The 22,344-nt window shown below is 61.1% G+C and carries 22 protein-coding genes and 1 pseudogene; 12 read left to right on the top strand and 11 right to left on the bottom strand.

The features are described 5' to 3' along the window. The first annotated feature begins 63 nt into the window (after positions 1–63). A complete protein-coding gene (locus ACVWW6_RS28195) occupies positions 64–771 on the top strand; it encodes a c-type cytochrome (protein WP_011087412.1) in 708 nt (235 codons plus the stop codon). Between the two features lie 151 nt (positions 772–922). Here the strand turns inward: ACVWW6_RS28195 and ACVWW6_RS28190 are convergent, their stop codons facing one another. The 3 genes from ACVWW6_RS28190 to ACVWW6_RS28180 all read right to left on the bottom strand — a co-directional run bounded on the left by ACVWW6_RS28190 (position 923) and on the right by ACVWW6_RS28180 (position 2,833). Further along, complete coding sequence (locus ACVWW6_RS28190; protein ID WP_404522287.1) at positions 923–1,372, bottom strand: CBS domain-containing protein; 450 nt, start codon at positions 1,370–1,372, stop codon at positions 923–925. A 48-nt stretch (positions 1,373–1,420) separates the two neighbouring features. Beyond that, positions 1,421–2,242, bottom strand: a complete 822-nt coding sequence (locus tag ACVWW6_RS28185) for a universal stress protein (protein ID WP_011087414.1) — start codon at positions 2,240–2,242, stop codon at positions 1,421–1,423. A gap of 141 nt (positions 2,243–2,383) precedes the next feature. Next, positions 2,384–2,833 carry a baeRF12 domain-containing protein gene (locus ACVWW6_RS28180; RefSeq protein ID WP_011087415.1) on the bottom strand — a complete coding sequence of 150 codons (450 nt, stop codon included), beginning with the start codon at positions 2,831–2,833 and terminating at the stop codon, positions 2,384–2,386. A 130-nt stretch (positions 2,834–2,963) separates the two neighbouring features. On the opposite strand from ACVWW6_RS28180, the gene ACVWW6_RS28175 reads away from it, so the two are divergent. Beyond that, positions 2,964–3,650, top strand: a complete 687-nt coding sequence (locus ACVWW6_RS28175) for a CBS domain-containing protein (RefSeq protein ID WP_011087416.1) — start codon at positions 2,964–2,966, stop codon at positions 3,648–3,650. A gap of 47 nt (positions 3,651–3,697) precedes the next feature. After that, positions 3,698–3,910, top strand: a complete 213-nt coding sequence (locus tag ACVWW6_RS28170; RefSeq protein WP_038967483.1) for a hypothetical protein — start codon at positions 3,698–3,700, stop codon at positions 3,908–3,910. Positions 3,911–3,972: 62 nt separating this feature from the next. Here ACVWW6_RS28170 and ACVWW6_RS28165 read toward each other — a convergent pair whose 3' ends face one another. The 4 genes from ACVWW6_RS28165 to ACVWW6_RS28150 form a co-directional block, all read right to left on the bottom strand. After that, on the bottom strand, positions 3,973–4,209 hold the full coding sequence (locus tag ACVWW6_RS28165) for a hypothetical protein (protein WP_456681743.1): 237 nt from the start codon (positions 4,207–4,209) through the stop codon (positions 3,973–3,975). Between the two features lie 46 nt (positions 4,210–4,255). Then, positions 4,256–4,786 (bottom strand): NUDIX domain-containing protein, encoded by a 531-nt coding sequence (locus ACVWW6_RS28160; RefSeq protein ID WP_456681742.1) that lies wholly within the window; start codon positions 4,784–4,786, stop codon positions 4,256–4,258. Positions 4,787–4,820: 34 nt separating this feature from the next. Beyond that, positions 4,821–5,027, bottom strand: a complete 207-nt coding sequence (locus ACVWW6_RS28155; protein WP_236842254.1) for a hypothetical protein — start codon at positions 5,025–5,027, stop codon at positions 4,821–4,823. 713 nt (positions 5,028–5,740) lie between these two features. Next, a complete protein-coding gene (locus ACVWW6_RS28150; protein ID WP_011087420.1) occupies positions 5,741–7,780 on the bottom strand; it encodes a protein-L-isoaspartate(D-aspartate) O-methyltransferase in 2,040 nt (679 codons plus the stop codon). A gap of 150 nt (positions 7,781–7,930) precedes the next feature. Here ACVWW6_RS28150 and ACVWW6_RS28145 point away from each other — a divergent pair, with 150 nt between their 5' ends. The 4 genes from ACVWW6_RS28145 to ppsA all read left to right on the top strand — a co-directional run bounded on the left by ACVWW6_RS28145 (position 7,931) and on the right by ppsA (position 12,324). Next, the gene (locus ACVWW6_RS28145; protein WP_038967488.1) at positions 7,931–8,488 is read left to right on the top strand and encodes a nitroreductase; all 558 of its coding nucleotides are present in this window, start codon (positions 7,931–7,933) and stop codon (positions 8,486–8,488) included. Positions 8,489–8,508: 20 nt separating this feature from the next. After that, positions 8,509–9,426 carry a DnaJ C-terminal domain-containing protein gene (locus tag ACVWW6_RS28140; RefSeq protein ID WP_011087422.1) on the top strand — a complete coding sequence of 306 codons (918 nt, stop codon included), beginning with the start codon at positions 8,509–8,511 and terminating at the stop codon, positions 9,424–9,426. Then, on the top strand, positions 9,423–9,761 hold the full coding sequence (locus ACVWW6_RS28135; RefSeq protein WP_011087423.1) for a chaperone modulator CbpM: 339 nt from the start codon (positions 9,423–9,425) through the stop codon (positions 9,759–9,761). Before ACVWW6_RS28140 ends, ACVWW6_RS28135 begins: the two co-directional genes overlap by 4 nt. 133 nt (positions 9,762–9,894) lie before the next feature. After that, the gene (gene ppsA, locus ACVWW6_RS28130) at positions 9,895–12,324 is read left to right on the top strand and encodes a phosphoenolpyruvate synthase (RefSeq protein ID WP_110116093.1); all 2,430 of its coding nucleotides are present in this window, start codon (positions 9,895–9,897) and stop codon (positions 12,322–12,324) included. 3 nt (positions 12,325–12,327) lie between these two features. Here ppsA and ACVWW6_RS28125 read toward each other — a convergent pair whose 3' ends face one another. Continuing rightward, positions 12,328–13,668, bottom strand: coding sequence for a glycoside hydrolase 5 family protein (locus ACVWW6_RS28125; protein ID WP_038967480.1), 1,341 nt, complete (start codon positions 13,666–13,668; stop codon positions 12,328–12,330). Between the two features lie 200 nt (positions 13,669–13,868). Between ACVWW6_RS28125 and ACVWW6_RS28120 the strand changes: the two genes are divergently transcribed. The 4 genes from ACVWW6_RS28120 to ACVWW6_RS28105 are packed head-to-tail and all read left to right on the top strand — an operon-like array spanning position 13,869 to position 18,267. Continuing rightward, a complete protein-coding gene (locus tag ACVWW6_RS28120; protein WP_456681741.1) occupies positions 13,869–15,203 on the top strand; it encodes a GH1 family beta-glucosidase in 1,335 nt (444 codons plus the stop codon). Next, a complete protein-coding gene (gene glk / locus ACVWW6_RS28115; protein ID WP_011087427.1) occupies positions 15,200–16,177 on the top strand; it encodes a glucokinase in 978 nt (325 codons plus the stop codon). Before ACVWW6_RS28120 ends, glk begins: the two co-directional genes overlap by 4 nt. After that, positions 16,170–17,135 (top strand): 1-phosphofructokinase family hexose kinase, encoded by a 966-nt coding sequence (locus ACVWW6_RS28110; RefSeq protein ID WP_038967479.1) that lies wholly within the window; start codon positions 16,170–16,172, stop codon positions 17,133–17,135. The genes glk and ACVWW6_RS28110 overlap by 8 nt, the downstream gene beginning before the upstream one ends. Then, complete coding sequence (locus ACVWW6_RS28105) at positions 17,128–18,267, top strand: SbmA/BacA-like family transporter (protein ID WP_011087429.1); 1,140 nt, start codon at positions 17,128–17,130, stop codon at positions 18,265–18,267. Before ACVWW6_RS28110 ends, ACVWW6_RS28105 begins: the two co-directional genes overlap by 8 nt. A gap of 509 nt (positions 18,268–18,776) precedes the next feature. Here the strand turns inward: ACVWW6_RS28105 and ACVWW6_RS28100 are convergent. From ACVWW6_RS28100 to ACVWW6_RS28090, 3 genes and pseudogenes are all read right to left on the bottom strand, one after another. Then, positions 18,777–19,906: pseudogene (locus tag ACVWW6_RS28100) on the bottom strand (efflux RND transporter periplasmic adaptor subunit); the annotation flags it as partial. Between the two features lie 64 nt (positions 19,907–19,970). Continuing rightward, the gene (gene groL / locus ACVWW6_RS28095) at positions 19,971–21,611 is read right to left on the bottom strand and encodes a chaperonin GroEL (protein ID WP_304553598.1); all 1,641 of its coding nucleotides are present in this window, start codon (positions 21,609–21,611) and stop codon (positions 19,971–19,973) included. A gap of 143 nt (positions 21,612–21,754) precedes the next feature. After that, positions 21,755–22,072 (bottom strand): co-chaperone GroES, encoded by a 318-nt coding sequence (locus ACVWW6_RS28090; RefSeq protein ID WP_092181937.1) that lies wholly within the window; start codon positions 22,070–22,072, stop codon positions 21,755–21,757. Here ACVWW6_RS28090 and ACVWW6_RS28085 point away from each other — a divergent pair. Beyond that, positions 22,071–22,298, top strand: coding sequence for a hypothetical protein (locus tag ACVWW6_RS28085; RefSeq protein ID WP_304553601.1), 228 nt, complete (start codon positions 22,071–22,073; stop codon positions 22,296–22,298). The two genes, ACVWW6_RS28090 and ACVWW6_RS28085, sit on opposite strands and share 2 nt — an antisense overlap. The last annotated feature ends 46 nt before the right edge of the window (positions 22,299–22,344 follow it).

The following is a 22,344-nucleotide window of genomic DNA, read 5'->3' as shown; positions in this document are numbered from 1 at the left end:
CGAGATCAACGCCGGGACGGGCGGAGATGGCAACTTGACAACCAATATCGGAAGTCTTCGATCATGCGCCTGAAAACGCTTCTCTCGGTCGCGATTCTTGTAACGCTGTCGGCGCCCAGCGTCGGGACGCCGGCCGACCCGTCTGCAACACTGTCCGATCTCATGACCAGACTTCAGCTTCAGCACGCAAAGCTATGGTTTGCGGGCAAGCTGAGCAATTGGGGCCTGGCCGACTACGAGCTTCAACAAATCGACGCCAATCTTGAAGCCACGGGCAAGTTGCAGGCTGACCCGTCGCAAGCCAATCGTGCCAAGCGACAACTTGATGCAGTACGCCAGGCAATCCATTCGAAGGACTTGCCCGGGTTCATGTCGTCGTATGCCACCATGACAAACGAATGCAACTCCTGTCACCGCGGTAGTGGGTATCCCTCGGTCGCGATCCAGATTCCGCTCACCTTGCCGGTGCCCAACCAATTGTTCGTCGACCAGGTGACTGAGGGGCGATCGCTAGCCCATTCATCTTGCGGGACATGCCATGTCGTTTCCGACGGGGTAAGGGAAGCGCCTGCATTCCGCCCATCGCCACCTGGCTTCCTGGAGATAGTCAACCGGCCGTCGTTCTCCGCTGACGAACTTCGACGATTTTTGGCATCAAGCCATCGTCGTCTTGGACCAGAACAGTTAATGCCAAATCCGAGGCTCTCGGAATACCAGATTGAGGCTATCGTGGCCTACCTCGAGACGTTGAGAGCGGGCCAATCTCGCTGAGACAAGCCTACCGGGCAGGCGGTCACCGTCGCACTTTTGATTTATAAGATCTACGCTGAACCAGGAGCAGTGACAAAGAGCGTCGCTAAGCGTCCATCTTGGGCAAAACGGGCCCTTCGCCGGCTCCACTGCGCGCCTGTTCTAAATGTCCCTATTTTCTCAGGCGCGGCTCGAGCGCCACGAGCATCTCCGTGCGCCCCACTATACCCGCAAGCTTTTTGTCCCGAAGGACTAGCACCTGGGAGATCTGATAAATGTCCATCTGCTTGACGACCTCCTCGATTGTGGCGCTTTCATCGACGCAGACGGGATGTCGGCTCATGACGGCATCCACGCGCAAGCCACTGGTTCTCTCACGAGCGAGCTGCCCCTCGTCTTTACCTAGCGGCCACTCGAGCCAAAACCCTTCAGGATAGTCTACGCCTAATTTGCGCCTGTGAAGAAAATCACCTTCCGAAATGATGCCGACCAGCACCCCTTCACCGTCAACGACCGGGAGGCCGCGCTGATTGGTCTCGAGCAGCAGATGGATGGCATCGAGCAGTGATGCGCTCGGCTTCACCGTTGCAAACCAGGTTCGCATGATATCTGCTGCCTTCATTGCTGCCTCTATCGAACCCGCCCTGCCAGCAATGCGCTCTGCTCTGCGCTAGTGAGACATCAGCACGCACACTTTGGCCTCCTGCAGGAGGCTGCGTGTCATGCCGCCGAAGATCCATTCTCCCAACCGGCTATGTCCATAACCGCCAGTAACAATGAGATCCGCGCCGAGCTCGGACGCCAGCCGAATAAGGTAGCCTCCGTCCGGTTCCGCCGTATGGACACGTACCTCGTGCTGGCACTGCACCCCATGCCGCTGAAGATAGCCGGCCACGTCGCGAAGCCGCTTGCGAGCCGCATCCTGTTCGCTCGACGCGCAGATTTCCGCGATTGTGACCTGCGAGGCTCTGGTCAGAAACGGCATCGCATCGCGAACGGCGAGGCGCGCCTCCCTTGTGTCCTTCCAACCGACCACGATGCGGTCACCAGACAACTCCGTCACGCGCTCCGGCACAGATAGCGTGGGGCGCCCCATCCGCAGCATGGCTCCGGCCGGATCGAGGAAGTGGGAGTGACTGGCCGCCTGCGACCTGCGCTTGACGATTACAAGGTCTGCCGCGCGGGCCTGCTCGACCAGAAAGTCGGTCGGATCATCGAGTGCCCAGCGCCATTCGACCGTCTCGCTTGGCAGGCCGACCACCCGCTTGAACCAAGCCTCTTTCGCCGAAAGCGTTGCTTTTATGCGCTTGATGTCTTCCTCGGTGGTCTGCTCGATGATGACACCTTCGGCGACAAAGGGAGGCTCCACCGCCACCGCAGAAACACCCAGGATGGCCGCTCCGAACGTCCTCGCAATACCCTCCGCAACGGCGACTTGCCCTGCTTCCTGCTGCTCGGAATCGACGTAGACCATGACGCTCGCGACAGACATGACGATGCTCCGAAAAAGTGTGCGATGGCCGTTTATCGTCTTGCGGTCAGCCAGACGCTTGACCGAAATCAAACCTGCCGGCCATGCCTCCCGATGTGACCAGTGACGGGGTCTGGCGGTGCCCCGAAGGCGATCCTCTCCTTAAACCGCGTCCCGCAGATGCTTTTCGATTTCGGCTACGGGGTGCTTGGTGAGGTCCTTGTCGAGTTCGCCGACGATCCGACACCTCACGTCGGCGTGAAAGGCCGAGCGAAGCTCCGCCAGCGTGCGGGGTGGCGCGACGACAATGAGGGAGGTCGCATGCTCGCTGCGAAGGAGACGCTCCGCCGCAGCTGCGACCTGCCTCGCAAAGCGCTTCTCCTCGAACTCATGCCAATCGGTCATTTCCACCGCACTGCGCTGCTCCGAATGCGAGCCTTTGCTGATCCGACCGGGGCGATCGCTACCTTGGGAATGGGCGGGCGGATTCTCTTCCTCGAACACCGCCTCCGTCTTCAGATTGGGGAACTTCTCGTCGCCCTCGTTGCGAAGGAACAGCGCCTTCCTTCCGTCACCGACGAACACGATTGCACGATGTGGTATCCTGATCATTTTCGGCCTCCTCGCTGCATGCGTCAAATTCCTATTCCCCAGCAGGCTGCGCTGCTTGATCCCGATCAAACCAGTCAGCCTACAATCGGGCAGGATTACCTAAACTCGGAAAACGATATGGAGGTTCATCATGCATGCACGAGACGTGATGGTGTCGCCAGTGGTTACGGTCGGACCAAACGCAACCGTCCGCCAGGTCGCGCAGATCCTGCTGGAACGGCGGATCAGCGCCGTGCCGGTCGTCGATGCCGACAACAAGGTGCTCGGCATCGTGAGCGAAGGCGATCTGCTGCACAGGGCCGAGAGCGGGACCGAACGCTCCCCCTCCTGGTGGTTGCGCCTGCTAACCGGCGATGCCCAGCTCGCGACTGACTACGTCAAGTCGCACTCAATCAAGGTGCAGGACGTCATGACGCAGGAGGTCGCGACCGCTGCACCCGAGACGCCCTTGCACGAGATCGCCATGCTTCTCGAAGAGCGCCAGATCAAACGCGTTCCCATCGTCAACAAGGAAGGTCAGCTCGTCGGGATCGTCAGCCGGGCCAACCTGCTCCAGACCATCGCGAGCGCCAGACCAAAGCTCGAGATTTCGCTTCCCGATTCAGTCATCAGGAAGAGGTTCTTCGAGGAGCTCAGGAAGCAGCCCTGGGCTCATACATTCAATGTGAACGCGACTGTGCAGAATGGCGTGGTCGATATCTGGGGTTTCGCGCCGTCCGTGGCCGAACGCACGGCCATTCGCGTAGCCGCCGAGGCAATTCCGGGCGTGGCGACCGTGAATGATCACCTGCTCGAAACACCGGCCTTTGTCTACTGACCCGGGCGGAGATTCCAAATCGCCGTTCCGCTACCGTCGAGACGCTCATGTCCCATTTCATTGTCCGCTTTCTCAAGAATGTGGTTGGCGACCGGGGCCAACCTTGCGAGGCTTGCCAACTCGCGATTGACGTTGAGGCGGACGACGGCGCGGAAGCGGCCCTAATGGCCAAGCAGGAGTTCTGCGAACTCCGCGCAATTCGCGACTGGACACTTCACGCCGACCGCGTCGAGGTGAAGTCGGCCGATTTTCCATCCTGACCGGGGTCGGAGGAGCACTATAACGTTTATTGCCGCCTTGCGGTTCTTGCGGATGCGCAAGCTTAATCCAGCGCCACCAAGGCGATCATCAGCCGAAAGAGCTCATATCCCATGGTGACGAGCAGCGCTCCGACAATCAAGATCTTGCCGTACCACGACACGGTCGGGCTGACGCGGACTTTCCGCGAGACATGCTCTTGTTTTTGCGACCGCTCATATTGAGTCCTGAGTGCACGCTCTGCCCTGCTGCAGGGGTCAATCGCCGCGCGGTCTGACGCTATCCTTTCCATGATCAACATGCCATTGCCGCTCTGGCACGACTCTGATGCTCATCAAGAAATATCTTCAATACGAACGCGGGCACCGGAAGCGACACGCCATACGTTTGCTGCCGTCGACCCTTCCAAGTCTTTCCAGCAGCCTGTCCAGAAAGATCGTCTGGCCCTTGAGAATCTTCGAGCGAGCCTCTGCGATCTCGAACCAGTCAACCCGATCGATTTCGGGGAATCTTTGTTGCCGACCCGACCGCGGAGGCCATTCCATCTCGAATGTATTGCTGCGAAAGTCAGCGAGATCCCAATCGTCCGACGCGGCCCACACGTGGACCACCTTGCCGCTCGGATGGCTTGCTTTGCCAAGCTCGATGACCTCCGCTGTCACCGCGTGGCCAGTTTCCTCTGCGAATTCGCGACGTGCGGCCGAAAGCAGCGTTTCGCCATCGGAAACGAGGCCCTTTGGAATAGTCCAGGCCCCGCGATCCCGGCGCCGCCAAAAGGGACCGCCGGGATGACCGAGCAAGACCTGAAGCGTACCGCCGCCTCTGCGAAACAACAGAATCCCCGCACTCTGCCGCTTGCTGGAACCTGCCGTCGGCATGGAGCGAAAGCGCAAATGTCGGGTGCTCACGTGATCAGTGCAACTCAGCGCCAGCTGCCTCGTTGATGGGCTTGATGCCGACAATGTCTCCATTGTTGACATGGTCTCGGATTGCTTCGAACTCTGCCGAATTGATCTCGAGAAGCCATGTTTTCCATTCCCGGGGACGTCCTTCGGGAGCAACGGGCTCGCCCTCCGACCTGTAGCGATACTTCGCCAGAGCTCCCATCGCCCGTTCCATCGCACTACCGTCCTTCAACTCTACGATGCACCTCATCATAAACCTCATCCGATTAAATTAGCGAAGGATTCCACCGGCACTCGGCGCCGCGTTGACAAAGATCAAGCTGAACTTGTGGCCGGCCAGCGGCTTCATACGCGTCGGTCCAAAATGACGCGCCTAGCTCCGAGGATTTCCCGGGATGCCCGAGCAGACGGGCTTGCGCTAGATCAGGACACACCCCTCGCTTATTGGTGGCAGAAGGGATCATCGATACCAGCAGTAGCCGTGTCGACAAACGCGTTGATGAGGGTAGATCCAGCGAGGTCCCCAGCAGGAGCGATACCAGTGGTAGCCGGTTTCGCCGAGACGATAGCATCCGGCTTCGGCGCTGCTCGGAAATACAGTTGCGATTGAAAGGATCGCCGCGGCAGCAGCGAGCAGGACGATGTTTCGCATGTCGACCTCTCCTCAGTGGTAGAAACAGTTGTGATGCGGCCTGAGTGCTTCTCTCACCTCATCGTCCTCAAGAGCATCCTTGATCGCCCGATCGGCCTTCCTCGTCTCCAGGACGCCTGCGCCCCGGTCCGGTACGGGCACCCCCGGCTCATGCTTCACCAGGCGCGTCTGCTCCCTCTGATCATTCTTGCTCATGTCGCATTCACTCGTCGAACTGCTCCATTGGCCGGAACGACTCCGCTTTCTCTATCGCCCTCCGACTGCTCATAGCGAGATCACACCCCGAACGGATACATGTCGGGAAGCCCGGCGATTTCGGCGGTCTCCAGCGGAGTTACCGCCCTGGTGTCGTCAAACCAGATATATTCGTCGAACTGCTGCGGCAAACTGGCCTGAAAATAGTGGCTCGCAAGTTCGGTTTCAGGCCTGTAGATTACGCCGATGGCCCGCTCGAGCCGTTCCCTGCCGAGACCCTCCGGACCGCAGAGATCGCCGGGACCGCGCAGACCGAGCATGAAGCGCGGAAGGCCCGTTGCGTGACACAGCCGTTCATAGCTGTTGGGAAGCGATGGGCGGACGGTCTTGACCTCCATCGGGCCGCCCCAATCGGACGCCGCGGCAACCGTGCCACTGTGGGTGCCGAAGCCGACCAGATACGCCTGGGCGCCAAAAGCCTTGCGGCAGTGCTGCCCGATATTGTGCTCGCCGCGGGCGACCATCTCGGTCGCCGCGGCGTTGCCGACATGCGAGTTGTGCGCCCACACCACCGCCTTGCTGTCCGGCCCGTGAAATGCCAGCAGGTTCTTGAGGGTGTCGAACATGTGACTGTCGCGCAGGTTCCACGACGCGCGCGAGCCGTAGTACATGATGCGGTAATAGCGCTCGGCGTTGGCCACCAGGCGCGCATTCTGCTCGGCATCAAGGAAGCGCTCGCCATCGTGCTCGGCATACGCCCGGCGCTTCGCCAGGAGATCAGTGAGTGCGTGCGCCACGTCGGATTCGCAGGTCGGATAGGATCCGGTCAGCGCCGCATGGCCGTACGTGGCGGGATCGCGCTGCCACGGCGTCAGGCAACCATAACGCTCGCGGGCTACACGCGCCGAGGCTGGATCGACTTCGTCGAGATAGTTCAGGACCGACCGGATTGAATCGTAGAGGCTGTAGAGATCGAGACCGTGAAACGCGACGCGCGTGGTGTTCTCCACCGTACCGTTGTGTTTGCGCAACCAGCTGACGAAATCGCGTACCTCGGTGTTTCGCCACATCCAGGTCGGAAACCGTGCAAACGCGGTCCACTCCGACGGCGGATACTGGAAATGCCGCACATAGTGATCGACCCGGGCGGCATCCGGCCAGTCCGCCTCGATCGCCACGAAGCGAAATCCCTTCTTGACGATCAGGTCGCGGGTAATGCGTTCGCGCATCCGGTAGAACTCGGAGGTGCCATGGGTCGCCTCGCCGAGCAGCACGACGCGCGCCGACCCGATACGCTCCATCAGCGGGCTGAGATCGGCCGCCTCGATGGATGGAAATGATTCGGCGGCGTCGGCGATATTGCGGACCAGCGTTTCCTCGTCCGGAGCAACAGGCCGCAGCGCCCGGCGCGCGGGCGCGGTCTCGCCTTTTGCGGCCGCCCACCCTTCCTCTCCGATCAATGGAACGAAGCGGACGTCTGCAATGTCTTCGCTGCGAAATTCGTCCTTCGAAAGGCGGACGACCCGCACCAATTCCTGGGTACGCTGATCGGCGCCGACAGGAATTACCAGCCTGCCGCCGATCTTCAGCTGCTCCTTGAGCGCCTCCGGAACCTGCGGACCGCCGGCGGCTACGACGATGGCATCGTAGGGCGCATGTTCGGGCCAGCCTTTGGTGCCGTCACCATGCAGCACGTGGACGTTATCGTAACCGAGCTCGGTAAGTGTGGCCGCCGCCTCTTCCGCAAGCGGACCGAGGCGTTCGACCGTGTACACATCGGCCGCGATCTCCGACAGCACCGCGGCGGCGTAACCGGAGCCGGCTCCGATCTCCAGCACCTTCTCGCCGCCCTTGAGCATCAGCGCCTCCGCCATGAAAGCGACGATGTAGGGCTGAGAAATGGTCTGCTCCCCGGCGATCGGGAGCGGCGAATCTTCGTAGGCAAATTCGCGAAGCTTCGCTGGCAGGAACAGCTCACGCGGCACCTTGCCCATTGCCTCGAGCACGAGTTCGTCACGCACACCGCGCGCGGCGATATGGCGCTTGACCATCTCTGCCCGGAGCGCGGGAAACGACTTAACTTCACCAGGGCGATCTGGATTCAGCGCTACCGATCCCATGATGGCCTCTCCTGCATCTCAGCTAGGTTGAGTCATGCACGATCAATCTCCAAGAAAACTTAGGACCATTGCGCCCCCATCGATTTGATCGACATCAAACCGCGAAATGGCGAGCGCGTCAGGATCCATTGAATGCAAATGGAGACGGCCATGGATCTCAAGGAAGCCATCTATAGTCGGCACGCCGTACGCGAATTCACCTCGCAACCGGTTGACGAGGACGTATTGAGGAAACTCATTGATGCTGCCATCCAGGCGCCCAGCGCCGTCAACCACCAGCCATGGCTGTTTACAGTCGTGCGGGACAAAACGTTGCTCGCGCGCATTTCCCGCGAGGCAAAGGCCCATATGCTCAAAACCTCGGCGGCGGCGCTGGCATCGCATCACTTCCAAAGCATCCTCGAAAATCCGGATTTCGACATATTCTATCACGCTCCGGCATTGGTCGTGATCTCGGCACCCGAGGGCCCATGGGTCGTTGAGGATTGCGCCCTGGCGGCTGAGAACTTGATGCTGGCTGCCTGCGCCGCCGGATTGGGAACATGCTGGATCGGGTTTGCGCAGGGCTGGCTTGGAACCTCGGAGGGGAAATCGTCGCTCAGGCTTTCCGGCACGACCGTGCCAGTCGCACCCATTATCGTAGGGCATCCCAAAACAGCGGCGGCGCCCGTTCCCAGAAAGGCCCCGAAGATTGACTGGATTTCGTAAACCTTCGGGGATCAGGTGAAATGAAAGACCCTTACGAGACCCTTGGCGTAACCCGATCCGCGACCGACAAGGAAATCAAGAGCGCCTTCAAAAAACTCGCGCGCAAATTTCATCCTGACCTCCATCCGGGCGACAAGGAGGCGGAGGCCAAGTTCAAGGCAATCTCGGCTGCCAACGATCTGCTCAAGGACAAGGAGAAGCGGCGGCGGTTTGACGCGGGTGAGATCGACGCCAGCGGCGCAGAGCGACAGCAGGAGCGATTCTATCGCGACTTCGCCGACCGGCCTGCCTACACCTCGCACGCCGCACAGGATGGATTTGACAGCAACGAGGATCTGGAAGAGTTCCTGGCAAAAGCGTTTGCCGGCAAAGGGCGACGATCAGAGAGGGCATTCCGGGCGCGCGGTCAGGATGGGAGCTATGTGCTGCCAGTGGCCTTCGTGGACGCCGCCAGCGGCGCCACCCTCACCATCACACTGCCGGACGGCAAGACCCTGGAGGTGATTGTCCCCGAGGGCGCCGAGGACCGACAGATGCTGCGGCTGAAAGGCCAGGGAATGCCTGGCTATGGCGGCGGGGCGCCAGGCGATGCCTATGTCGAGTTGCACATCCAGCCGCATCCGTTCTTTCACCGCAAGGACGACAACATCCATGTCGAAATACCCGTAACCCTGCGCGAGGCGGTGCTGGGAGGCAAGATCGAGGTGCCGACAATCACTCAACCGGTAACGGTGACAGTCCCGAAGGGTTCGAATTCCGGCACCACACTGCGGCTGCGCGAAAGAGGTATCCGCAACCGAAAAACCGGGCAGCGCGGACATCAATTGATCACGCTGAAGGTGATCCTCCCTACGGCCGAAGAACCCGAACTGGTAGAATTTCTGGAAGCATGGCGGCCGAAAAACCCTCAGGATCCACGCAAGGATATGTTGCCATGATGGACGTCGATGATCTTTTGGCCACCATCTCCGCGCTCCAGCGCAGCGATCTCGAACGTTGGATCAGCGAAGAACTGGTCGCGCCGCAACAGAACGGAGGGTCGCTGATGTTCTCGGACATGGAATGCGCGCGAATCCGTCTCATTTGTACGCTGACCTATGAGCTCGATGTTGATGACAACGCGCTACCGGTGGTGCTGTCGCTGCTTGATCAGCTTTATGACACCCGCCAACGGCTGCTTTCCCTGACCCGGGCCATCAAGACGCAGGACGAAACCGTTCAACTCGCTATCGCAGCCGCGACATCGCAGCAGCAGAGCGGGCTCAAATCCTGACCTCAAGGCGTCGGCTGAGCGTGTCCAGACTTTGCTCCGGAACGTGATCGACGGCTTGTAGGGAGACACGTAAATCCATCGAAAGGTTGACCTGCCTCAAGGCCGGACAGGCCCGGCGTGATCTGTTGCTTGCATGTCTGGATATATCAGATCCTTCCTCGAAATCGGATTGGGCGATGTCGGGCTGGTCGGCGGCAAGACCGCTTCGCTCGGCGAATTGTATTCGGCTCTCGCATCCCAAGGGGTTGCCGTCCCAGATGGCTTCGCCGTCACGGCGGACGCCTATCGCGAAGCGCTATCGCGAGACGGGGTCGCGGACAAGCTGCACCGTCTTCTGGACGGGATCGACAAGAGCAAGATCAGACAGCTCGCCGGCAAGGCCGCCAAGGCCCGCGAGGTCATATACAAGGCGATGGACACGCCGCTGCTGCGCGAGCAGATCGTAGAAGCCTATCGGCATCTTGAACGCGAGGCCGGGATCGGGGTCGCTGTCGCCGTACGAAGCTCCGCGACGGCGGAGGATCTGCCGACGGCGAGCTTTGCCGGCCAGCACGAAAGCTTTCTCAATGTGCGCGGGCCCAAGGATTTGTTCGAAGCTTGCCGGCGCTGCTTTGCTTCCATTTTCACCGATCGCGCGATCTCTTATCGCATCGACAACGGCTTCGATCATTTCAAGGTCGCGCTCTCCGTCGCCGTGATGAAAATGATCCGTTCCGATCTGGCGGCGAGCGGAGTCGTTTTCACGCTCGATACCGAAACGGGTTTTCGTGACGTGGTCTTTGTCACCGGCTGCTACGGTCTCGGCGAAACCATCGTGCAGGGCCAGGTCGATCCAGATGAATTTTACGTCCACAAGCCGACGCTGAGCCAAGGTTTTCGCCGAGTGCTGCGGCGCCGACTCGGAGCCAAGCAGATCCGTATGATTTATGGCAAGCTCGGGAGCAGTCATGCGACGTCCACCCGCAATGTGCCTGACGCCGAACGACAGAAATTCTGCATTTCCGACCCCGAAGTGCTGAGCCTTGCCGAGATCGCGGTCCGGATCGAAGCCCACTACTCCAAACATGCCGGCGTTTCGATGCCGATGGACATCGAATGGGCCAAGGACGGTGTCGACGGGAAGCTATACATCATTCAGGCCCGGCCCGAGACCGTTGCCTCGCAGCGCTCGTCGGACTTCTATGAGACGTATAACCTGAAGGGACACGGCCCGGTCATCGTCAACGGTCGCGCGGTGGGAGAGAAGATCGCTTCAGGGCGCACGCGCCGCATTTCGACCGCGCGCGATCTGGCGGCCTTCAGGCCGGGTGAAATCCTGGTGGCGCCGGCGACCAGCCCGGATTGGGAGCCGGTCATGAAGATCGCGGCCGGCATCATCACCGACAAGGGCGGTCGCACCTGCCATGCCGCGATCGTGGCGCGAGAGCTGGGTATCCCCGCCGTGGTGGGCGCCACACACGCGACCGAGAAGATCAAGAGCGGAACCGACGTCACGATCTGCTGTGCGGAAGGCGATATCGGCAGCGTCTATCAGGGGGCGGTTGCCTTCGACGTTACCAGGACGCCAGTGAGCGAACTGCGGCAGCCGCGCACGGCCATCATGGTCAATGTCGGAACCCCGGAAATGGCGTTCCGCACGGCGATGCAGCCGCAGGCCGGAGTTGGCCTCGCCCGCATGGAGTTCATCATCAGTGAACATATCGGCGTTCACCCGATGGCGCTGCTCAAGCCGGAGAAGGTCACGTCAACCAAGGCGCGGACCGCAATCGCCCGCCTGACGAAGGGCTTCAAGAGCCCGGCCGATTTCTTTATTCAACGACTGGCGGAAGGCGTCGGCACCATCGCCGCGGCATTCTATCCGAAGCCGGTGATCGTACGGCTTTCCGATTTCAAGACCAACGAATATGCCAGCCTGATTGGCGGGGAAGGCTTCGAGCCCAGGGAAGAGAATCCGATGCTGGGATTCCGGGGCGCCTCCCGCTACAGTCATCCCGCCTACACCGAAGGGTTTGCCTTGGAGTGCGCCGCGCTCCGCCTGGTGCGAAAGGAGATGGGTCTCTCCAATCTGCGCGTCATGGTGCCGTTCTGCCGAACCGTCGAGGAGGGCCGCCGCGTGATCGCGACGATGGCTGCCAATGGACTGCGGCGCGGCGAAGACGGTCTCGAGATTTACGTCATGTGCGAGATCCCGAATAACGTCATCCAGATCGACGCGTTTTCTCGGTTGTTCGATGGCTTTTCGATTGGGTCCAACGATCTTACCCAGCTCACGCTGGGGGTCGACCGGGATTCCGATATCGTGGCCTTCGACTTCGACGAACGCGACCCAGGAATTCTGGAGATGTTCCGGCAGGCGGTGGTCGGCGCAAAGCGGAACGGTCGCCATATCGGCATCTGCGGCGAGGCGCCTGCGAACTATCCGGAGATCGCGCGATACTTGACAGGGCTTGGCATCGATTCGATCAGCGTCAATCCTTCAAGCGTGTTTCGCACCATGGCCGTGGTGTCCGACGCCGAAACAAATCAGCCAGAATCCGAGACGCGAGGCCTCCTCTCGCTGTAACGATCAGATCACAGCCGGGACGGCAGCGGCATGAATGCGTTCTGCCGCGGCGTTGACCCTGGTCATCGTCTTCGTAAGCTCGTCATAGACCCGGTCGTCGACGGTCACTGTGCCGAAATTCGAATCTTCGCCGTCAAAGCGCCCCTGCACCGGCTGATCGGCATGCTCGAACCAGTGATAACCGACCACATTCGGCTTGCCGAGGGCCGCCACAACGTAGCCCTGGAAGGCACGGGCGCGCTCGGTCTGAGTGGCCACACGCGGCCCCGCCCCTTTGGAATTTGGCAGGCCCGCGTCGTCGCCGCGGAAGGAGAATTCGGAGATCAGGCATGGCTTGCCGGTAGCGGCATAAGCATCGATGACCGGACCGGGGTCGAACTCGTAGCAATTGAAGGAGATCACATCGAGGTGTCGACCGGCCGCGGCGATCACTCCCCGCGGCGGCTGCCAGCCGAACCGGGATCCGATCACGAGATGATGGGGATCAGCCGTCTTGATGGCCGAGACGCACACTTCAAAATACTTGTCGGCTACGACGGCTACAAAGGCATCGCAATCTGCTGAAAACGCCTCGCGCGCGCGGTCGGCGAGGTTGGCTTTGGTCTCGAGTGCATCGTTCAAGCCTCCGGGCGGCATTCTGACGAACGGCGCCACAACGTGTCCGATCCTGCCAAGCTCCTCCCATGATCGCGCCGGTGTGCGCCATACCGCATTGAACTCGGAGATATCCCGATAATGCGCTTGCAGCCTCGATATGGCAGCAACCCGACCAGGACGATGAGACGGCAGATTCAGGAACAGCGTAAGCAATTCGTCGGGTCCGCGCGCGTCAGTCGACCAGTAGAGCTCGTTATCGATAAAAGTGCCGAGCAAGCCGGGATCATTGCGACGAAGCGTGCAGCGCTCCTTGGCACTTGCGCAGATATGCGCCGCGAATTCGGGATCGAAGACATCGGGAAATATCTGATCGCGTCGGTGCAGGCGAAAGGATGCGCCAAGTTCCCTGATCGGCGTGATCGCCAACAATTGCGATCCCGCACTGGCGACGCCTTCGTCCGACCAGCAGCCGACCGTGTTGAAATTCCAGCTTGCCAGTCGAGTAGACGCAGCGGCACGCCAGCTTTGCAGGCTGCCGTACTTGGCTCGGCAAGTCTCGGCGTATGGCACGCGCTCGGTCCGGCCGATGCGGTCTTGATCGAAGCGGACCGTGTTGACACCCTTCGAGAGAAAGCGGCCACCATCGGGATCGATGAGCCAGAATACGCCATTGCGCTCGGAAACGCGGAAGAAGCCGCTTCCTCTGAGGTCGTCGTCGACGACCCCTCCCCATTTCGTTCTTTGCAAGCGCGGACCCCGGCAACGTTCTAAGGATATCAATTCATTGCACGGCCGGCTCGGGGCCTCTTGACCTATCTCAATACCATTCGGAACCGGCATGACTACCAATGTCGCAGTGAGACAACGTGCCTGAGATCAGCGGCTGACCGCGCAACAGCATGCCGGTCGCCGATGAGCAGGACCAAGCAGGACCAAGCAGGTCGTCCATGCCGACAACGCAACTGCCAAACACCGCCAGCCTGCGCCCCGGTTTCATCTGGGGCGTTTCCACCTCCAGCTTCCAGATCGAAGGGGCAACGAAGGAGGACGGGCGCGGACTCAGCATCTGGGACATCTATTGTCGGTCCGGTGAAATCAAAAATCACGATACCGGCGACGTCGCGTGTGACCATTATCATCGCTACCGCGAAGATGTCGGCCTCATGAAGACGTTGGGCGTACAGGCGTACCGGTTCTCGGTTGCCTGGCCGCGCGTCCTGCCGCAGGGACTCGGATCCGCCAACGAGGCCGGCGTTTCATTCTATGACCGGCTGATCGACGAGCTCGTGGCCGCCGGTATCGAACCGTGGCTGTGCCTGTATCATTGGGACCTGCCGCAGGCCCTGGAGGAGCGCGGCGGCTGGCTGAACCGTGAGTCGGCGGCGTGGTTCGCCGACTATGTGACGTTGATCGCCGCGCGATTTGGCGACCGGGTCAAGCGCTTTGCGACATTCAACGAGCCGTCGATCTTCAGCCTGTTCAGCCGTTCGCTCGGCAAGCGGGAGCATAGCAGCGAGGACAAGTTCCACCGCATGATCCACAACGTCAATCTCGCCCACGGGGCGGCGGTGGATGTGCTTCGCGCCAACGTGATCGGCGCCTCGATCGGCTGTATCCATAATCGACAGCCATGCCGGCCTTCCAGTGCAAGCGAGGCCGATGAAGCGGCTGCGGCACGGCTGGATGTGTACTGGAACGCGGCCTTTCCGGATCCGCAATGCCGCGGCGAATATCCGCCATCGATGCGCGCGGCAATCGAACCGCATATGCAGCCAGGCGACCTGACGCGGATTTGCCGTCCGCTGGATTGGTTCGGGCTGAACCACTATAGCCCGGTCTATGTGAAGGCACGGGCGGATTCGATGCTGGGCTACGACTTCGGCGACAAGCCCGCCAGCGTCCCCTTGACCCCGATCGGATGGCCGATCGATCCCGAGGCCTTCAGCGAGACGTTGCAGGCGGTCCGCACACGGTACGGCCTGCCGATTTACGTGCTCGAGAATGGCTACGGCGATTCCGGCCAGCCCGACCAGACCGGTGCGGTGATCGACCCGGGCCGGATAGAGTTCCTGAAGGCCTATATCAACGCGATGAATAACGCCGCGGCCCACGGCGTCGATGTTCGTGGCTATTTCGTCTGGTCTCTGCTCGACAATTTCGAGTGGGCCTCCGGTTACAGCATCAGGTTCGGCCTGACCTATGTCGATTATGCTTCGCTGCGGCGAATCCCGAAATCGTCTTTCGGCTGGTATGCCGGGCTGATCAGGGCGGTGCAGCCATGATCAAGGCGACGCTGGAAGGACGAGCCGCGTTGCTTGCAGATGTTGGAGGGACCAACGCCCGCTTCGCACTGCTGACTGACGGCGAGCTCGGCGCGATCACACATATGGCGGTCAAGGACTACGCTACCTTTCAGGAGGCCCTCGCTGCCTATCTCGGCGCTTCGGCCAGGGCCGAGAGGCCTGCTCATGCAATCCTTGCCGCCTCTGGCGCGGTTCAGAATGCCCGCTGCGCACTCACGAACAATTCCTGGATCGTCGACGCAGAGGAATTGCGCGGGGCCTATGGGTTTTCGGCCGTCCGTTTGATCAACGACTTTGAAGCGGTCGCATGGGCCCTGCCCCGGCTTGGCCCCGACAGTTTGCTGCAGCTCGGCGGGCGGCAGCAGGTGCCGGGGGCACCCCTTGCCGCGATCGGCCCCGGCACCGGCCTGGGAATGGCGGTGAGCATACCACACCCCGGCGGACAGATCGTTCTCGCCAGCGAGGGAGGCCATGCCACGCTGGCAGGCGGTTCGTTGCGCGAGGATGCGGTGATTGAGCATTTGCGGCAACGCTTCGGACATGTGTCGGCCGAACGCATTCTGTCGGGCGCGGGGCTCGAGAACCTGTATGACGCTCTCGCCTGCATCGACGGCGCGACGCCGCCAAAGCGCCGCGCGTCCGACATTACGCGGGCCGGAATTGAGGGAACGTGTCCGATCAGCCGCTCCGCCGTTGACATGTTCTGCGCGATGCTGGGGTCCGTCGCGGGCAACCTCGCGCTCGCGCTGACCGCGAGAGGCGGGATATTCATCGGCGGCGGCATCTTGCGCCACCTGCCGGACTATCTTGCCGCGTCCCAGTTTCGCCAGCGCTTCGAGGAGAAGGGGCGGCTCCGAAAATTCCTCGAGCCGATACCGGCCTATCTGATCCTGGACGACGACGTCGCATTCGTCGGCCTCCGTAACCTGATGGAGGTCGAAGGCATTGGCTGAGGTACCGCAACGCGACATCGTCACCCTGACCATCAACCCGGCTGTCGATATCTCGACCTCGGTCAGCAAGATGGTGCCCTACACGAAAATGCGCTGCGCCGCGCCTCAGCGCGATCCCGGCGGTGGCGGAATCAATGTGGCCCGTGTCCTGAAACGGCTGGGCTTTGAGGCGACCGCAGTCTATCCAGCCGGCGGCGCAACCGGGCAAACCCTGACGGCGCTGGTTGAACGTGAGGCCGTGCGCAGCATCGTCATCCCGATATCGAACGATACCCGCGAAGACATCACCATCTTCGACGAGACGAGCAAGGAGCAGTTCCGGCTGGTATTTCCGGGCGCCTGCCTCAACGAATTCGAATGGCAGCAGTGTCTCGACGCAATTGCGCGTCTCAGTCCGCAGGCTGCCTTTGTCATCGCAAGCGGCAGCCTGCCGCCGGGAGCCCCGGCCGATTTCTACGGCAGGGTGGTCAGGGCATCGACGGGAGCGGCCAAGGTCGTCGTTGATACGTCCGGCGCCTCGCTCAAAGCCGCGCTGGAAGCGGGCGTCTATCTCATCAAGCCCAACCTTCGGGAGTTTCAGGAGCTGGCTGGGATCAGTGGCGCCGACGAGTCCTCGCTCCTGGAGGCGGGGCGCCGCCTGATCGATCGTTATCGCATCGAGATCATTGCTCTCTCGATGGGCCCCGGCGGGGCCCTGCTCCTGACGCGCGACATCGCCTTGCGTGCGAATGGCCTTCCTTTGGAGCCTGTCAGCGTTTCCGGCGCAGGCGACAGCTTCCTGGGGGCGATGGTGTCGCGCCTCGCCAATGGCGACAAGCTCGATAGCGCCCTGCGTTATGGTGTTGCCGGCGGTTCGGCGGCGCTGCTCAGTCCCGGAACGGGGCTTTGCCTCGGTGCGGACGTTCATCGCCTCGCATCCAACGTGAACGTCACAATCATAGCCGGCTATCATGCTTAGCAACGAGACATACCACTCGCCCGGCGAACGGCAGTTGCTGCTGCGCTTCTGGAAAAGTGCTCGCGGCTTCTGGAAAGGCAAGTCGGCGGGCTGGGCCTGGCTTCTCACCGTGTTGCTCGTCGCGACAGTTCTTCTGCAACTGCTGACCCAGTATTCGCTGAACTTCTGGAATCGCGACTTCTTCAACGCGGTCGAGCGCAAGGACGGGAAAGAGCTCCTCAGCCAGGCGCTGCGATTCATGCCGCTCGCTGCGGCCAGTCTGTCGCTCGCCGTCTTCTCGGTCTGGGGGCGGATGACGCTCCAGCGAAAGTGGAGAGCCTGGCTCAGCGATGAGCTTTACCGCTACTGGCTGGAGCGGGATCGCTTTGTGCGACTGAACTTCGTGGCGGGAGACTATCAGGCCCCTGAATATCGAATCGCCGAGGACTGCAGACTGGCAACGGACCTCCCGGTCGACCTCGTTCTCGGGCTCGTCGCTTCTCTCCTGACAGCGGCCACCTTTATCGGCATCCTCGGGGTGGTCGGAGGCAATCTCACGATCGATGCAGCGGGTCTCACTCTGACCATTCCCGGCTATCTGGTCGTCGCCGTCGTCGTCTATTCGATCGCCGTGGCAGCCGTGACGATGTTGATCGGCCGCCGACTGACGGACGTTCTGGAGGAAAACAAGCGGGCCGAGGCACAGTTGAGGGCCGTTGGAACCCATGTGCGTGAAAGCGGAGAAAGCATGGCGCCCGGTATGAAAGGCGACGATGGAATTCGCGCGATCCACCCTGCCCTCAAGGCGGTGATTGCTTCGTGGCTGAACTATTGCTGGCAACTCGTGCGCCTCACAATCATAACCCACACGAACTCGCTGCTGACGCCCGTGATCGGCGTGCTGCTCTGCATGCCAAAATATGTTGCCGGCACAATGCTCCTCGGCGAGGTCGTACAGGCTGCGGCGGCGTTCGTTGTGGTCCAAAGTGCCTGCAGCTGGTTTACGGACAACTATCCTCGTCTTGCGGAATGGGCCGCTTCGGCCAACCGTGTTGCGTCGCTGCTTTTTGCGTTGGATAAGCTCGATCGTCCCGCCGTGGACAACGAGCCGGGACGGATACACAAGTACGCGGGAACGAACAGGCAAACATAGGCGCGCCGCCTTCAAGTCGAGAGCAGCGCTCACAGTAAATGCGCCCTTGGCGGACGCCGGAACGAAGGTCGCCGCGGCCCTCACTCAGGTAAACACGATCGCGCCGGCAAGTACTTCTGGCCGTGGTCTGCGCCAAGCCTGCCGCGTTTGAGCCCGCCGCATTGTCGCGCGCTGGTTGATTGCTGTTCGGAAGAAAGGACCGTTTGAAAAATCACATGCTCAAACGGTCCGTATTAAATCACTGCAGTGGTGGGCGCACCAGGGCTCGAATGGGACCCGCTGATTAGGAGTCCTCTTCCCTTCCAAGCGAAATCAACAACTTAGCTTCTAAAGATAGGGAAATCCCCAGAAGTAATATCAATGAGTTACGAGGCGATTTCTAAATAAAGCGACGATTACCTGGGTCACAAACGCGGTCAAACTCAGTCGCCTCCGCAGTTGCGGAGGCCTTTGGTGATTCCGCACGAGTAACTGCAGTCTTGCCTTATTGCTCTTGCCTGTTGCTGAATTCGCGAGGCGAACCTGCTTCCGTCGGCGATCCGGTCGCTCGGGGGCAGCACTATCCGGTCGCCCGCCGCTAACCCAGCGATCACCTCGACGGACCTGTTATTCCGGTGGCCTATCTGCACCGAAGTACTCCGAGCGCGGCCGTTCTCGTGGGCAAAAACCGTCCATTGGTCGCCTTTCCTGAACAGGGCGCTTACCGGGACGGTCAGGGCGTCCGGAGCGCTCCAGGTGGTCACGTGAACGATGACCCGGGGCCCCAACCGTCAATCCGAACGGGCGAACCGGACTTGATCTGGACGGCGTCGGTCGAGAGCAGGTCGGCCACGACCTCCAGATCGAGGGGATTCCCGATGTCGACGAGGGGCGTCCCGGGAAGGACGGTCGCCTCGCTGACCTGGACGATCTTCAGCACCCGTCCGCTCGCCGGCGCGAGCACCCGGACGCAGCAGGTCGGCTCCGTCGACGGAGCTGCGTTGGCCGGGTCCATCAACCGGGCTGCCAGACTGGTACGCACCGCGCGACGCATGTCGACTTGGGCCTTCGCGCTCGCTAGAGCGGCTTCGTTGGTGGCCACCTCGAATTTCGCCTTGTCGAAGGCCTGGGCGGAAATGGTCTGCGTCCGCGAGAGCGTCTGCGCCCGCTGGAATTCGGTCCGCGAGAAGTCCAACGCGGCTTCGATCCGTTTCACCTCGGCCTCCTGCTGCTGGATGGCGGCATCCGCCGCAAGAACCTCGGCCTGAAGCTGGTCGCGCGAACGCACGTCGATGAAGCCCGGCAGTGTCGGCTGCATCAAGGCGATGACGGTCTGGTTGGCGACGACCTCGTCGCCGACGTGAAGCGATGGCCCCTGCTCGCCGAACGGATGCGAAATCCTCAGGACCTTGCCTGCGATGGGCGCCGAGACGGTGTAGACGTGGCGGACGCGCGTCTTGCCGTCGTCATCCGCTGTGACTTCGATGGGGCCTTTCGCGACGGTCGCGAGATCGACCAGAACCGGCCGGGGCCATGCAAACCACGCCAGTCCGCCCGCGATCCCGGCCAGGGCCGCAGCACCGATGATACGTTTGGTCCAGTTTGCAGGCGGCTCGGCGTTGACGCTGACTTGAAAGCAGAAGCGCCCGCTTGAGCTGATTCCTGCAAAAGAGCCCGACATTTCTGCCGGGCCTTCGCTATTGTTGAGCTTTGAACGAGTTGGACTAAAAATCCATGCCACCCATACCGCCGCCTTGAGGCATGCCGCCACCGCCGGCGTTCTTCTTTGGCAATTCGGCCACCATGGCTTCGGTAGTGATCAGCAGCGCCGCAACAGAAGCCGCATTCTGAATCGCCACACGAACGACCTTGGTCGGGTCGATGATGCCCTTGGTGACCAGGTTGCCGTACTCGCCGGACTGGGAGTCAAAGCCGTAGCCATACTGATCCTTCTCCAGGATCTTGCCGACGATCACCGAGCCGTCTTCACCGGCGTTGATCGCGATTTGGCGCGCCGGATAGGACAGCGCCTTGCGCACGATCTCGACGCCGGTCTTCTGGTCGTCGTTCTTGGTACGCAGCCCCTTGAGATGCTCGGAAGCACGCAGCAGGGCGACGCCGCCGCCCGGCAGGATGCCTTCTTCCACAGCCGCGCGGGTCGCATGCATCGCGTCATCAACGCGATCCTTGCGCTCCTTCACCTCGACCTCGGTCGCGCCGCCGACGCGGATCACCGCGACGCCGCCAGCGAGCTTGGCGAGACGCTCCTGGAGCTTCTCACGATCGTAGTCCGAGGTGGTTTCCTCGATCTGCGCCTTGATCTGGTGGACGCGTGCCTCGATGTCGGCCTTCTTGCCGGCGCCGCTGACGATGGTGGTGTTCTCCTTGTCGATCATCACCTTCTTGGCGCGACCGAGCATGGCGAGCGTAACGTTCTCCAGCTTAATGCCGAGATCTTCCGAGATCGCCTGGCCGCCGGTCAGGATCGCGATGTCCTGGAGCATGGCCTTGCGGCGATCGCCGAAGCCCGGAGCCTTGACGGCCGCGACCTTCAGACCGCCGCGGAGGCGGTTCACGACCAGGGTCGCGAGCGCTTCGCCCTCGATGTCTTCTGCAATAATCACAAGCGGCTTGCCACTCTGGACGACGGCTTCCAGCAGCGGAAGCAGTTCATTCAGCTGAGATAGCTTCTTTTCGTTGATGAGGACGTAGGCGTCTTCCATTTCGGCGCGCATTTTGTCGGCGTTGGTGACGAAGTACGGCGAGATGTAGCCGCGGTCGAATTGCATCCCTTCGACGACCTCGAGTTCGGTCTCGAGCGACTTGGCTTCTTCAACCGTGATGACGCCCTCGTTGCCGACCTTCTTCATGGCGTCGGAGAGGAACTTGCCGATCTCCGCGTCGCCGTTGGCCGAGATGGTGCCGACCTGGGCGATCTCGTCGTTCGAGGTGACCTTCTTGGAGTTCTTCACGAGATCGGCGACCACGGCTTCGACCGCGAGGTCGATGCCGCGCTTGAGGTCCATCGGGTTCATGCCGGCGGCAACCGCCTTCGCACCTTCACGGACGATCGCAGCCGCGAGCACGGTCGCGGTGGTGGTGCCGTCGCCGGCCGCGTCAGCGGACTTGGAGGCGACTTCGCGCACCATCTGCGCGCCCATGTTCTCGAACTTGTCCTCGAGCTCGATCTCCTTGGCGACGGTGACGCCGTCCTTGGTGATACGGGGAGCGCCGAACGACTTGTCGAGCACGACGTTCCGGCCCTTGGGACCGAGCGTGACCTTGACCGCGTTGTTGAGAATTTCGACACCGCGCAACATCCTGTCGCGGGCATCGACGCCGAATTTGACTTCTTTGGCCGACATAATGATCTCCGTTTTCGACTGGTCAGATCCCAAGGACCGCGCGACTGGGCGGGCTCTTAAGTGGCGAGATTTGAACTTACAGGCCTCATCCTTCAAGATGCCGGCTGCGCCGACTGCTCAGGATAAAGAAAACTGACTGGCGCTTACGCGACCTTCTTCTTGGCGGCGGGCAGCTCAACGAGAACGCCCATAATGTCGCTTTCCTTCATGATCAGAAGTTCCTGACCATCAAGCTTGACCTCGGTGCCTGACCACTTGCCGAACAGAACGCGGTCGCCAACCTTGAGATCGATGGGAATCAGCTTGCCGGCTTCGTCGCGACCACCAGGACCGACCGCCGTGATTTCGCCCTGCGAGGGTTTTTCCTTGGCGCTGTCCGGAATGATGATTCCGCCAGTGGTCTTCTCTTCGGCTTCAATACGCTTGACCACAACGCGGTCGTGAAGCGGACGGAATTTCATGCTGTCCTCCTATTTTCAGATTGTTGTTGTTTTGGACGAAATAGCAGTCGTGGCCAACGAGTGCCAATCAGCACATAAGCGGCCGCAGGAGGACGAACAAGACCGTCCCGAAATGATATTCTGCTCGGAACGTCACGAAATACCTGCCAAGGCAGCGGCGGCTAAGGATCCGGTCAAGACCAGCTGTGTGGCGCTAAGTCGTTGGACGCAGGGTCATCAAATTTAAGAAAGCCACCCAGCGCGCAAGGCTTTTGCGTTGTTCTCGACGTGCG

The sequence above is a fragment of the Bradyrhizobium sp. USDA 3311 genome, assembly GCF_054062495.1.
The sequence above is the reverse complement of the archived record's forward strand: the minus strand, read 5'-3'. Positions and strand labels throughout refer to the sequence as shown.

Coding starts and splice junctions, on each gene's coding strand:
- ACVWW6_RS28195 (WP_011087412.1), top strand. CDS start 64: ATGCGCCTGAAAACGCTTCTCTCGGTCGCGATTCTTGTAACGCTGTCG.
- ACVWW6_RS28190 (WP_404522287.1), bottom strand. CDS start 1,372: ATGAAGGCAGCAGATATCATGCGAACCTGGTTTGCAACGGTGAAGCCG.
- ACVWW6_RS28185 (WP_011087414.1), bottom strand. CDS start 2,242: ATGTCTGTCGCGAGCGTCATGGTCTACGTCGATTCCGAGCAGCAGGAA.
- ACVWW6_RS28180 (WP_011087415.1), bottom strand. CDS start 2,833: ATGATCAGGATACCACATCGTGCAATCGTGTTCGTCGGTGACGGAAGG.
- ACVWW6_RS28175 (WP_011087416.1), top strand. CDS start 2,964: ATGCATGCACGAGACGTGATGGTGTCGCCAGTGGTTACGGTCGGACCA.
- ACVWW6_RS28170 (WP_038967483.1), top strand. CDS start 3,698: ATGTCCCATTTCATTGTCCGCTTTCTCAAGAATGTGGTTGGCGACCGG.
- ACVWW6_RS28165 (WP_456681743.1), bottom strand. CDS start 4,209: ATGTTGATCATGGAAAGGATAGCGTCAGACCGCGCGGCGATTGACCCC.
- ACVWW6_RS28160 (WP_456681742.1), bottom strand. CDS start 4,786: ATGCCGACGGCAGGTTCCAGCAAGCGGCAGAGTGCGGGGATTCTGTTG.
- ACVWW6_RS28155 (WP_236842254.1), bottom strand. CDS start 5,027: ATGGAACGGGCGATGGGAGCTCTGGCGAAGTATCGCTACAGGTCGGAG.
- ACVWW6_RS28150 (WP_011087420.1), bottom strand. CDS start 7,780: ATGGGATCGGTAGCGCTGAATCCAGATCGCCCTGGTGAAGTTAAGTCG.
- ACVWW6_RS28145 (WP_038967488.1), top strand. CDS start 7,931: ATGGATCTCAAGGAAGCCATCTATAGTCGGCACGCCGTACGCGAATTC.
- ACVWW6_RS28140 (WP_011087422.1), top strand. CDS start 8,509: ATGAAAGACCCTTACGAGACCCTTGGCGTAACCCGATCCGCGACCGAC.
- ACVWW6_RS28135 (WP_011087423.1), top strand. CDS start 9,423: ATGATGGACGTCGATGATCTTTTGGCCACCATCTCCGCGCTCCAGCGC.
- ppsA (WP_110116093.1), top strand. CDS start 9,895: ATGTCTGGATATATCAGATCCTTCCTCGAAATCGGATTGGGCGATGTC.
- ACVWW6_RS28120 (WP_456681741.1), top strand. CDS start 13,869: ATGCCGACAACGCAACTGCCAAACACCGCCAGCCTGCGCCCCGGTTTC.
- glk (WP_011087427.1), top strand. CDS start 15,200: ATGATCAAGGCGACGCTGGAAGGACGAGCCGCGTTGCTTGCAGATGTT.
- ACVWW6_RS28105 (WP_011087429.1), top strand. CDS start 17,128: ATGCTTAGCAACGAGACATACCACTCGCCCGGCGAACGGCAGTTGCTG.
- groL (WP_304553598.1), bottom strand. CDS start 21,611: ATGTCGGCCAAAGAAGTCAAATTCGGCGTCGATGCCCGCGACAGGATG.
- ACVWW6_RS28085 (WP_304553601.1), top strand. CDS start 22,071: ATGCTGTCCTCCTATTTTCAGATTGTTGTTGTTTTGGACGAAATAGCA.
- ACVWW6_RS28090 (WP_092181937.1), bottom strand. CDS start 22,072: ATGAAATTCCGTCCGCTTCACGACCGCGTTGTGGTCAAGCGTATTGAA.